The organism is Shigella sp. FC1544 (assembly GCF_001722145.1).
Classification (GTDB): Bacteria; Pseudomonadota; Gammaproteobacteria; order Enterobacterales; family Enterobacteriaceae; genus Escherichia; species Escherichia coli.
Genome location: NZ_MECT01000032.1, coordinates 1 through 11626, shown reverse-complemented (window position 1 = coordinate 11626; position 11626 = coordinate 1). Strand labels below are relative to the sequence as shown.

General features: G+C 53.0%; 12 protein-coding genes and 4 pseudogenes. 13 read left to right on the top strand and 3 right to left on the bottom strand.

Annotated features, from left to right (window positions below; all coding sequences use genetic code 11):
• Positions 1–300: pseudogene (locus tag BGK49_RS02720) on the top strand (IS1-like element IS1X2 family transposase); the annotation flags it as partial.
• Between the two features lie 182 nt (positions 301–482).
• Here the strand turns inward: BGK49_RS02720 and emrE are convergent.
• Both emrE and fliE read right to left on the bottom strand, forming a co-directional pair.
• Complete coding sequence (gene emrE, locus BGK49_RS02715; RefSeq protein ID WP_001070456.1) at positions 483–815, bottom strand: multidrug efflux SMR transporter EmrE; 333 nt, start codon at positions 813–815, stop codon at positions 483–485.
• A gap of 333 nt (positions 816–1148) precedes the next feature.
• Positions 1149–1463, bottom strand: coding sequence for a flagellar hook-basal body complex protein FliE (fliE, locus tag BGK49_RS02705; RefSeq protein ID WP_001274295.1), 315 nt, complete (start codon positions 1461–1463; stop codon positions 1149–1151).
• Positions 1464–1677: 214 nt separating this feature from the next.
• Between fliE and fliF the strand changes: the two genes are divergently transcribed.
• The 12 genes and pseudogenes from fliF to fliR all read left to right on the top strand — a co-directional run bounded on the left by fliF (position 1678) and on the right by fliR (position 10978).
• Positions 1678–2847 (top strand): flagellar basal-body MS-ring/collar protein FliF, encoded by a 1170-nt coding sequence (fliF, locus tag BGK49_RS02700; protein ID WP_000994403.1) that lies wholly within the window; start codon positions 1678–1680, stop codon positions 2845–2847.
• Positions 2840–3835 carry a flagellar motor switch protein FliG gene (fliG, locus tag BGK49_RS02695; protein ID WP_000067936.1) on the top strand — a complete coding sequence of 332 codons (996 nt, stop codon included), beginning with the start codon at positions 2840–2842 and terminating at the stop codon, positions 3833–3835. Before fliF ends, fliG begins: the two co-directional genes overlap by 8 nt.
• Positions 3828–4514, top strand: coding sequence for a flagellar assembly protein FliH (gene fliH, locus BGK49_RS02690; RefSeq protein WP_001282673.1), 687 nt, complete (start codon positions 3828–3830; stop codon positions 4512–4514). The genes fliG and fliH overlap by 8 nt, the downstream gene beginning before the upstream one ends.
• A pseudogene (locus tag BGK49_RS02685) lies at positions 4514–5777 on the top strand (flagellar protein export ATPase FliI); the annotation flags it as partial. The gene fliH and the pseudogene BGK49_RS02685, both read left to right, overlap by 1 nt.
• Complete coding sequence (locus tag BGK49_RS02680) at positions 5737–6891, top strand: flagellar hook-length control protein FliK (RefSeq protein WP_001123475.1); 1155 nt, start codon at positions 5737–5739, stop codon at positions 6889–6891. The pseudogene BGK49_RS02685 and the gene BGK49_RS02680, both read left to right, overlap by 41 nt.
• 104 nt (positions 6892–6995) lie before the next feature.
• Entirely contained in the window at positions 6996–7460 is a 465-nt protein-coding gene (fliL, locus tag BGK49_RS02675) for a flagellar basal body-associated protein FliL (RefSeq protein ID WP_000133228.1), read from the top strand.
• A gap of 4 nt (positions 7461–7464) precedes the next feature.
• A complete protein-coding gene (gene fliM / locus BGK49_RS02670) occupies positions 7465–8469 on the top strand; it encodes a flagellar motor switch protein FliM (protein ID WP_005040713.1) in 1005 nt (334 codons plus the stop codon).
• Positions 8466–8879 carry a flagellar motor switch protein FliN gene (gene fliN / locus BGK49_RS02665; protein WP_001282098.1) on the top strand — a complete coding sequence of 138 codons (414 nt, stop codon included), beginning with the start codon at positions 8466–8468 and terminating at the stop codon, positions 8877–8879. Before fliM ends, fliN begins: the two co-directional genes overlap by 4 nt.
• A gap of 2 nt (positions 8880–8881) precedes the next feature.
• Positions 8882–9247, top strand: coding sequence for a flagellar biosynthetic protein FliO (gene fliO / locus BGK49_RS02660; RefSeq protein ID WP_004982751.1), 366 nt, complete (start codon positions 8882–8884; stop codon positions 9245–9247).
• Positions 9247–9909, top strand: a complete 663-nt coding sequence (locus BGK49_RS02655; protein WP_001253451.1) for a flagellar type III secretion system pore protein FliP — start codon at positions 9247–9249, stop codon at positions 9907–9909. The genes fliO and BGK49_RS02655 overlap by 1 nt, the downstream gene beginning before the upstream one ends.
• Before the next feature lie 9 nt (positions 9910–9918).
• Positions 9919–10188 carry a flagellar biosynthesis protein FliQ gene (gene fliQ, locus BGK49_RS02650; RefSeq protein ID WP_000187358.1) on the top strand — a complete coding sequence of 90 codons (270 nt, stop codon included), beginning with the start codon at positions 9919–9921 and terminating at the stop codon, positions 10186–10188.
• Between the two features lie 8 nt (positions 10189–10196).
• Positions 10197–10978, top strand: a pseudogene (gene fliR / locus BGK49_RS02645) (flagellar biosynthetic protein FliR).
• Between the two features lie 309 nt (positions 10979–11287).
• Here fliR and BGK49_RS02640 read toward each other — a convergent pair.
• Positions 11288–11626: pseudogene (locus BGK49_RS02640) on the bottom strand (IS1-like element IS1B family transposase); the annotation flags it as partial.

Below are 11626 nucleotides of genomic sequence, written 5' to 3'. Positions count from 1 at the left end.
ACGGTTGTGGCGCACGTCTTCGGTGAACGCACTCTGGCCACACTGGAGCGTCTTCTGAGCCTGCTGTCGGCCTTTGAGGTCGTGGTATGGATGACGGATGGCTGGCCGCTGTATGAATCACGCCTGAAGGGAAAGCTGCACGTTATCAGCAAGCGTTACACTCAGCGCATTGAGCGACATAATCTGAATCTGAGACAACATCTGGCAAGGCTGGGACGGAAGTCACTGTCGTTCTCAAAATCGGTGGAGCTGCATGACAAGGTCATCGGGCATTATCTGAACATAAAACACTATCAGTAAGTTGGAGTCATTACCAAAACCTCTTTGTTGTGACCTATCGTTATTTTATTTGATGTGCATTGATCTCATTATGCAAAAAGGCGCAATGATCGCGCAAATGCAATCATAATTATAAAGTTGCCCCGAACATTAGCCATAATATGCACAAATCAGATTCCTGTTATCTCAAGGATGATTATTTTTTAATGCGGTGCGCTTCGTGACAACAAGTTAATGACTAACACACCGGCACAAATCAACATCATGCCTATGATGGCTGGCAAGTCCAGTCGTTGGCCAAAAAATCCCCAGGAAAGCAAACTAATCAGAACGATACCGACTCCTGACCAGATAGCATAAGCAATCCCTGTAGGTATATAAGCCAGTGTCTGAGCTAATAACCAAAATGATGCATAATAGCAAATAATTGTGCCAACAGAGGGCCATAACCGTGTAAACCCCTCTGAAAACTTCATTAAGGTTGTACCAATGACCTCTGCAAGTATTGCGCCACCAAGATAAATATAAGGGTTCATAGCATATTCTTTCCTGTTCATACTGGAGAGAATTGTACTACAGTTTGAACACAACTCACCGTTTTCATCCTGGTGTATGTGTATCCAGGGGGCTCTGGCGTGGCAAGAGATAAAGGCAGGAACAATAATGATCAGAAGGAACCCCAGGCTAACAAAAGAGTTCACTCTTCCTATGAGCAAAGCGAAGACAAAACATGTTATCGCGTTTACGGATCGTGGATGGCAGAAGACTTTCAGGATCAGGTATCCATTTTAAACCAGAAATAGGGTGAGTTTGTCCCATCCATGCCCCACGCGGGCAGATGGGATGTAATTACCAACAGGTTACAAAACCTACACCTGCATGGACATCACTTCCTGATACGCCGCCACCAGCTTATTACGCACCTGAATCCCCATTTGCATAGAAACTGAGGCTTTTTGCATATCGGTCATCACATCGTTTAACGCCACGCCGGGTTCACCGAGGGTGAATTTTTCTGCCTGCGTGCGGGCGGCTGTTTGTGTATCGCTTATGCGATCGAGCGCGGCGTGCAGCTGCCCGGCAAAACTAATGGTCGGTTGCGGCAGTGAATCCTGCGCACGCGCACTCATCGCCGTAGCCTGTAACTGGCTGATAACCCCTTCAATCCCCTGTATCGCTGACATTTTCGTCTCCTGGATAATTTCTGGTAGCAAAGCCTACCAGTAAGTCAATAAGACAAAGGCGCTAAATAGCAACAAAAAAACGGGTTTATTGGCGGATAGAAAAAAACGAAAGCACAAATAATGGCAGCGTCAATTTTTCGAGTTTGCTGACCCGGGAGTGAGTCTTGTTCCACTTTGCCAATAACGCCGTCCATAATCAGCCACGAGGTGCGCGATGAATGCGACTGCAGCCCAGACAAAATCTCTTGAGTGGCTTAATCGCCTGCGTGCGAATCCGAAAATTCCATTGATTGTTGCCGGTTCCGCGGCAGTGGCGGTCATGGTCGCACTGATCCTGTGGGCGAAAGCCCCCGACTACCGCACATTATTCAGCAATCTTTCCGATCAGGATGGTGGCGCAATTGTCAGCCAACTGACGCAAATGAATATTCCTTACCGCTTCAGCGAAGCCAGCGGCGCTATTGAAGCGATCCTGTCGCCAATTGTTGGTAACGGTAATATTCACGCCCAGGTCACGGCGCAACTGGACTTCGCCAGTAAAGAACAAACGGAAGAACAGTATCGCCCTAACGGTGATGAATCTCATGCGGCGCTTCGTTCACGCCAGCTTAATGAGAGCGAGCAAAGCGGTTCCGGTTATCCGGGCGGCGTACCGGGGGCGTTGTCGAATCAACCGGCACCTGCGAATAACGCGCCAATCAGCACGCCTCCGGCAAATCAAAATAACCGCCAGCAGCAGGCGAGCACCACCAGCAATAGCGGGCCGCGTAGCACACAGCGGAATGAAACCAGTAACTACGAAGTCGATCGCACCATTCGTCATACCAAAATGAACGTGGGCGATGTGCAACGTCTGTCAGTCGCGGTAGTGGTGAATTACAAAACCTTGCCAGACGGTAAACCATTGCCTCTCAGCAACGAACAGATGAAGCAAATTGAAGATCTGACCCGCGAGGCGATGGGCTTTTCTGAAAAACGCGGTGACTCGCTCAATGTCGTTAACTCGCCGTTCAATAGCAGTGACGAAAGCGGCGGAGAACTGCCGTTCTGGCAACAGCAAGCGTTTATCGATCAGTTGCTGGCTGCCGGTCGCTGGTTGCTGGTACTGCTGGTGGCGTGGCTGCTGTGGCGGAAAGCGGTACGCCCGCAGTTAACAAGTCGCGCCGAGGCGATGAAAGCTGTACAGCAACAGGCGCAGGCCCGTGAGGAAGTGGAAGATGCGGTGGAAGTCCGCCTGAGCAAAGACGAACAACTCCAACAACGACGCGCTAACCAACGTCTGGGGGCAGAAGTCATGAGCCAGCGTATCCGTGAAATGTCTGATAACGATCCGCGCGTGGTGGCGCTGGTCATTCGCCAGTGGATAAATAACGATCATGAGTAACCTGACAGGCACCGATAAAAGCGTCATCCTGCTGATGACCATTGGCGAAGACCGGGCGGCAGAGGTGTTCAAGCACCTCTCCCAGCGCGAAGTGCAAACCCTGAGCGCTGCAATTGCGAACGTCACGCAGATCTCCAACAAGCAGCTAACCGATGTGCTGGCGGAGTTTGAGCAAGAAGCTGAACAGTTTGCCGCACTGAATATCAACGCCAACGATTATCTGCGTTCGGTATTGGTCAAAGCTCTGGGTGAGGAACGTGCCGCCAGCCTGCTGGAAGATATTCTCGAAACTCGCGATACCGCCAGCGGTATTGAAACGCTCAACTTTATGGAGCCGCAGAGTGCCGCCGATCTGATTCGCGATGAGCATCCGCAAATTATCGCCACCATTCTGGTGCATCTGAAGCGCGCCCAGGCCGCCGATATTCTGGCGTTGTTCGATGAACGTCTGCGCCACGACGTGATGTTGCGTATCGCCACCTTTGGCGGCGTGCAGCCAGCCGCGCTGGCGGAACTGACCGAAGTACTGAATGGCTTGCTCGACGGTCAGAATCTCAAGCGCAGCAAAATGGGCGGCGTGAGAACGGCAGCCGAAATTATCAACCTGATGAAAACTCAGCAGGAAGAAGCCGTTATTACCGCCGTGCGCGAATTCGACGGCGAGCTGGCGCAAAAAATTATCGACGAGATGTTCCTGTTCGAAAATCTGGTGGATGTCGACGATCGCAGCATTCAGCGTCTGTTGCAGGAAGTGGATTCCGAATCGCTGTTGATCGCGCTGAAAGGGGCCGAGCAGCCACTGCGCGAGAAATTCCTGCGCAATATGTCGCAGCGTGCCGCCGATATTCTGCGCGACGATCTCGCCAACCGTGGTCCGGTGCGTCTGTCGCAGGTGGAAAACGAACAGAAAGCGATTCTGCTGATTGTGCGCCGCCTTGCCGAAACTGGCGAGATGGTAATTGGCAGCGGCGAGGATACCTATGTCTGATAATCTGCCGTGGAAAACCTGGACGCCGGACGATCTCGCGCCACCAGAGGCAGAGTTTGTGCCCATGGTCGAGCCGGAAGAAACCATCATTGAAGAGGCCGAACCCAGCCTTGAGCAGCAACTGGCGCAACTGCAAATGCAGGCCCATGAGCAAGGTTATCAGGCGGGGATTGCCGAAGGTCGCCAGCAAGGTCATGAGCAGGGCTATCAGGAAGGACTGGCCCAGGGGCTGGAGCAAGGTCTGGCAGAGGCGAAGTCTCAACAAGCGCCAATTCATGCCCGGATGCAGCAACTGGTCAGCGAATTTCAAACTACCCTTGATGCGCTTGATAGTGTGATTGCTTCGCGCCTGATGCAGATGGCGCTGGAGGCAGCACGTCAGGTCATCGGTCAGACGCCAACAGTGGATAACTCGGCACTGATCAAACAGATCCAACAGTTGTTGCAGCAAGAACCGTTATTCAGCGGTAAACCACAGCTGCGCGTGCACCCGGATGATCTGCAACGTGTGGATGATATGCTCGGCGCTACCTTCAGTTTGCATGGCTGGCGCTTGCGGGGCGATCCCACCCTCCATCCTGGCGGCTGTAAAGTCTCCGCCGATGAAGGCGATCTCGACGCCAGTGTCGCCACTCGCTGGCAAGAACTCTGCCGTCTGGCAGCACCAGGAGTGGTGTAATAACCACGCGCCTGACTCGCTGGCTAACCACGCTGGATAACTTTGAAGCCAAAATGGCGCAGTTGCCTGCGGTACGTCGCTACGGGCGATTAACCCGCGCTACCGGGCTGGTGCTGGAAGCCACCGGATTACAATTGCCGCTCGGCGCAACCTGTGTGATTGAGCGCCAGAACGGCACTGAAACGCACGAAGTAGAAAGTGAAGTCGTTGGCTTTAACGGTCAACGGCTGTTTTTAATGCCGCTGGAGGAAGTCGAAGGTGTCCTGCCCGGCGCGCGTGTTTATGCCAAAAACATTTCGGCAGAAGGGCTGCAAAGCGGCAAACAGTTACCGCTCGGTCCGGCGTTATTAGGTCGTGTTCTGGACGGCAGCGGTAAACCGCTCGATGGCCTCCCCCGATACGACGGAAACCGGTGCGCTGATTACCCCGCCATTTAACCCGTTGCAACGTACACCGATTGAACATGTGCTGGACACCGGCGTGCGCCCAATCAATGCCCTGCTTACCGTTGGGCGTGGGCAGCGTATGGGGCTGTTTGCCGGGTCCGGCGTTGGTAAAAGTGTGCTGCTGGGGATGATGGCACGTTACACCCGCGCCGATGTCATTGTCGTGGGTTTGATTGGTGAACGCGGACGCGAAGTAAAAGATTTTATTGAGAATATCCTCGGTGCCGAAGGGCGTGCACGCTCCGTGGTGATTGCCGCTCCGGCGGATGTTTCTCCTCTCCTGCGAATGCAGGGTGCCGCCTATGCCACGCGCATTGCCGAAGATTTTCGCGATCGTGGTCAGCATGTGTTGCTGATTATGGACTCCCTCACCCGCTACGCGATGGCCCAGCGTGAAATTGCGCTGGCGATTGGCGAACCACCCGCCACTAAAGGTTATCCCCCGTCGGTGTTTGCCAAATTACCGGCACTGGTCGAGCGTGCCGGAAATGGCATTAGCGGCGGCGGATCGATTACCGCGTTTTATACCGTGCTCACTGAAGGCGATGACCAGCAGGACCCCATTGCCGACTCTGCGCGGGCAATCCTCGACGGTCACATTGTGCTGTCTCGCCGACTGGCGGAAGCCGGGCACTATCCGGCTATCGATATTGAAGCGTCGATCAGCCGCGCAATGACGGCGTTGATCAGTGAGCAACATTACGCGCGAGTGCGCACCTTCAAACAGCTGTTGTCGAGTTTTCAGCGTAACCGCGATCTGGTTAGCGTCGGCGCGTATGCCAAAGGCAGCGATCCGATGCTCGACAATTCGCTTAGCGCCCTTAATTACCGCCGACGTTGACACCACCACATTGCCTGGCGGCAAAGCCAGCGATGCTGCACAAGATTTTCTCGCGTTGTTGAGCGAAGCATTAGCAGGCGAGACAACTACCGACAAAGCGGCCCCCCAGTTGCTGGTGGCAACAGATAAGCCCACGACAAAAGGCGAGCCGCTGATCAGCGATATTCTTGCCGACGCGCAACAAGCGGATTTACTGATCCCCGTGGATGAAACACTGCCTGTCATCAACGACGAACAATCCACATCAACACCGTTAACCACCGCTCAGACGATGACGTTGGCTGCGGTGGCTGACCAAAATACGACAAAAGACGAAAAAGCGGATGATCTGAATGAAGACGTCACCGCAAGCCTGAGCGCCCTTTTTGCGATGTTGCCGGGTTTTGACAATACGCCCAAAGTGACTGATGTGCCGTCAACCGTGTTACCGGCAGAGAAACCAACGCTCTTCACAAAACTGACTTCTGCGCAACTCACAACAGCACAGCCTGATGATTCCCCCGGCACGCCAGCTCAGCCATTAACACCGCTGGTAGCAGAAGCCCAGAGTAAAGCGGAAGTCATCAGCACACCGTCACCGGTGACCGCTGCCGCCAGCCCGCTAATTACTCCACACCAGACACAGCCACTGCCCACCGTCGCCGCGCCTGTTTTGAGTGCACCGCTGGGTTCTCACGAATGGCAACAATCATTAAGCCAGCATATTTCGCTGTTCACCCGCCAGGGGCAACAAAGTGCAGAGTTGCGTCTGCACCCGCAGGATTTAGGTGAAGTGCAAATCTCCCTCAAAGTGGATGATAACCAGGCGCAAATCCAGATGGTTTCACCGCATCAGCATGTACGCGCCGCGCTGGAAGCAGCGCTTCCGGTACTGCGTACGCAGCTGGCCGAAAGTGGCATTCAGTTAGGGCAAAGCAACATCAGTGGCGAAAGCTTTAGTGGTCAGCAGCAGGCCGCTTCCCAACAACAGCAAAGCCAACGCACAGTAAACCATGAACCTCTGGCGGGGGAAGACGACGATACGCTTCCGGTTCCCGTCTCTTTACAAGGGCGTGTAACAGGCAACAGCGGCGTTGATATTTTCGCCTAACGTCAGAGGTAGCACCGTAATCCGCGTCTTTTCCCCGCTTTGTTGCGCTCAAGACGCAGGATAATTAGCCGATAAGCAGTAGCGACACAGGAAGACCGCAACACATGACTGATTACTCGATAAGCAAGAAAAGCAAGCGATCGCTTTGGATCCCGATTCTGGTATTCATTACCCTCGCGGCCTGTGCCAGCGCAGGTTACAGCTACTGGCATTCGCATCAGGTTGCCGCTGACGACAAAGCGCAGCAACGCGTCGTACCCTCCCCGGTCTTCTACGCGCTGGATACCTTCACGGTCAATTTGGGCGATGCGGATCGCGTGCTTTATATCGGCATAACCCTGCGCCTGAAAGATGAAGCTACCCGCTCGCGGCTGAGTGAGTATTTGCCGGAAGTCCGTAGCCGTTTGCTGTTACTGTTTTCGCGTCAGGATGCTGCCGTACTGGCGACAGAAGAAGGCAAGAAAAACCTGATTGCCGAGATTAAAACCACGCTTTCCACCCCGCTTGTTGCCGGGCAACCGAAACAGGATGTCACCGACGTGCTGTATACCGCTTTTATTCTGCGATAACGACATGGGCGATAGTATTCTTTCTCAAGCTGAAATTGATGCGCTGTTGAATGGTGACAGCGAAGTCAAAGACGAACCGACAGCCAGTGTTAGCGGCGAAAGTGACATTCGTCCGTACGATCCGAATACCCAACGACGGGTTGTGCGCGAACGTTTGCAGGCGCTGGAAATCATTAATGAGCGCTTTGCCCGCCATTTTCGTATGGGGCTGTTCAACCTGCTGCGTCGTAGCCCGGATATAACCGTCGGGGCCATCCGCATTCAGCCGTACCATGAATTTGCCCGCAACCTGCCGGTGCCGACCAACCTGAACCTTATCCATCTGAAACCGCTGCGCGGCGCAGGGCTGGTGGTGTTTTCACCGAGTCTGGTGTTTATCGCCGTGGATAACCTGTTTGGCGGCGATGGACGCTTCCCGACCAAAGTGGAAGGTCGCGAGTTTACCCATACCGAACAGCGCGTCATCAACCGCATGTTAAAGCTGGCGCTTGAAGGCTATAGCGACGCCTGGAAGGCGATTAATCCGCTGGAAGTTGAGTACGTGCGTTCGGAAATGCAGGTGAAATTTACCAATATCACCACCTCGCCGAACGACATTGTGGTTAACACGCCGTTCCATGTGGAGATTGGCAACCTGACCGGCGAATTTAATATCTGTCTGCCATTCAGCATGATCGAGCCGCTACGGGAATTGTTGGTTAACCCGCCGCTGGAAAACTCGCGTAATGAAGATCAGAACTGGCGCGATAACCTGGTGCGCCAGGTGCAGCATTCACAGCTGGAGCTGGTCGCCAACTTTGCCGATATCTCGCTACGCCTGTCGCAGATTTTAAAACTGAAACCCGGCGACGTCCTGCCGATAGAAAAACCTGATCGCATCATCGCCCATGTTGACGGCGTCCCGGTGCTGACCAGTCAGTACGGCACTCTCAACGGTCAGTATGCGTTACGGATAGAACATTTGATTAACCCGATTTTAAATTCTCTGAACGAGGAACAGCCCAAATGAGTGACATGAATAATCCGGCCGATGACAACAACGGCGCAATGGACGATCTGTGGGCTGAAGCGTTGAGCGAACAAAAATCAACCAGCAGCAAAAGCGCTGCCGACGCGGTGTTCCAGCAATTTGGCGGTGGTGATGTCAGCGGAACGTTGCAGGATATCGACCTGATAATGGATATTCCGGTCAAGCTGACCGTCGAGCTGGGCCGTACGCGGATGACCATCAAAGAGCTGTTGCGTCTGACGCAAGGGTCCGTCGTGGCGCTGGACGGTCTGGCGGGCGAACCACTGGATATTCTGATCAACGGTTATTTAATCGCCCAGGGCGAAGTGGTGGTCGTTGCCGATAAATATGGCGTGCGGATCACCGATATCATTACTCCGTCTGAGCGAATGCGTCGCCTGAGCCGTTAGTGATGAATAACCACGCTACTGTGCAATCTTCCACGCCGGTTTCTGCTGCGCCACTGCTGCAGGTCAGCGGCGCACTCATCGCCATTATTGCCCTGATCCTCGCTGCTGCCTGGCAGGTAAAACGGTTGGGATTTGCCCCGAAACGCACTGGCGTTAACGGTCTGAAAATTAGCGCCAGTGCTTCGCTGGGCGCGCGTGAACGGGTTGTGGTGGTCGATGTGGAAGATGCACGGCTGGTGCTCGGCGTTACCGCAGGGCAAATCAATCTGCTGCATAAACTTCCCCCTTCAGCACCAACAGAAGAGATACCGCAGACCGATTTTCAGTCGGTCATGAAAAATTTGCTTAAGCGTAGTGGGAGATCCTGATGCGTCGTTTGTTGTCTGTCGCACCTGTCCTTCTCTGGCTGGTTACGCCCCTCGCCTTCGCGCAACTGCCGGGTATCACCAGCCAGCCGCTGCCTGGCGGTGGACAAAGCTGGTCGCTCCCGGTGCAGACGCTGGTGTTCATCACCTCGTTGACGTTTATTCCGGCAATTTTACTGATGATGACCAGTTTCACCCGCATCATCATTGTTTTTGGTTTATTGCGTAACGCGCTGGGAACGCCCTCCGCGCCACCTAACCAGGTATTGCTGGGGCTGGCACTATTTTTGACCTTTTTTATTATGTCACCGGTGATCGACAAAATTTATGTCGATGCGTACCAGCCATTCAGCGAAGAGAAAATATCAATGCAGGAGGCGCTGGAAAAAGGGGCGCAGCCGCTACGTGAGTTTATGCTGCGTCAGACCCGTGAGGCAGATTTAGGGTTGTTTGCCAGACTAGCGAATACCGGCCCGTTGCAGGGACCTGAAGCCGTGCCGATGCGCATTTTGCTCCCGGCCTACGTGACCAGCGAGTTGATGGCATTGGGGATGATGATGGTCCCCCCCGCCACCATTGCTCTGCCCTTTAAACTGATGCTGTTTGTACTGGTGGATGGCTGGCAATTGCTGGTCGGTTCGCTGGCGCAGAGCTTTTACAGCTAGAGAGGCAAAATGACACCTGAATCGGTCATGATGATGGGGACTGAAGCGATGAAAGTCGCGCTGGCACTGGCTGCCCCGCTGTTGCTGGTGGCGCTGGTCACGGGCCTTATCATCAGTATTTTGCAGGCCGCCACGCAGATCAACGAAATGACGCTGTCGTTTATTCCAAAAATCATCGCCGTATTTATTGCCATTATTATTGCCGGACCGTGGATGCTCAATCTGTTGCTGGATTACGTCCGCACCTTGTTCACTAACCTGCCGTATATCATCGGGTAGGCCGTACAATGATGCAGGTGACAAGCGATCAATGGCTTTCCTGGTTAAGCCTGTACTTCTGGCCGTTACTGCGCGTGCTGGCGCTCATTTCTACCGCACCAATTCTGAGCGAACGCAGCGTGCCGAAACGGGTAAAACTGGGGCTGGCAATTATGATCACGTTCGTCATTGCCCCATCATTACCTGCCAACGATGTTCCTGTTTTTTCGTTCTTTGCTCTGTGGCTGGCCGTGCAGCAGATCCTGATCGGCATTGCGCTTGGTTTTACCATGCAATTTGCCTTTGCCGCTGTGCGAACCGCTGGCGAAATTATCGGTCTGCAAATGGGGCTGTCATTTGCGACGTTTGTCGATCCGGCCAGCCATCTCAATATGCCCGTTTTAGCGCGTATCATGGATATGCTGGCGTTACTGCTGTTCCTGACATTTAACGGTCATTTATGGTTGATTTCACTGCTGGTCGATACCTTTCACACCCTGCCAATTGGTGGCGAACCGTTGAACAGCAATGCGTTTCTGGCACTCACCAAAGCGGGGAGTTTGATTTTCCTTAACGGGCTGATGCTGGCGTTACCGCTCATTACTCTGCTGCTGACCCTGAATCTGGCATTAGGTTTACTGAATCGTATGGCCCCGCAATTATCCATTTTTGTTATTGGATTTCCATTAACTCTGACTGTCGGTATCTCTTTAATGGCGGCATTAATGCCGTTAATTGCACCTTTTTGCGAACATTTATTCAGTGAGATGTTTAGCTGGCTGATATTATTAGTGAATTGCCATTAATATAATTCCGTAACGTTTATCATGTTATCCTAAGGATTATCCGAAAAATAATACCTACGAACATCTTCCAGGATACTCCTGCGGCGAAATATTTGTTTTAAGCTTACTCACATATCGCAACATTTACTTTAAGACAATTCCAGGCAAATTATACAACACTTTACGGGATAGTAAGTCCGCCTGAAAAATCGCGAGAGTGGCGCATTAGGTGACCCATGTTGTTCCGTTAGTCATGATGAAATATTCAGGTAAGGGGAATTATCGTTACGCATTGAGTGAGGGTATGCCATGTCAACGATGGTAATGACTCCAACTTATTGATAGTGTTTTATGTTCAGATAATGCCCGATGACTTTGTCATGCAGCTCCACCGATTTTGAGAACGACAGCGACTTCCGTCCCAGCCGTGCCAGGTGCTGCCTCAGATTCAGGTTATGCCGCTCAATTCGCTGCGTATATCGCTTGCTGATTACGTGCAGCTTTCCCTTCAGGCGGGATTCATACAGTGGCCAGCCATCCGTCATCCATATCACCACGTCAAAGGGTGACAGCAAGCTCATAAGACGCCCCAGCGTCGCCATAGTGCGTTCACCGAATACGTGCGCAACAACCGTCTTCCGGAGCCTGTCATACGCGTAAAACAGCCAGCGCTG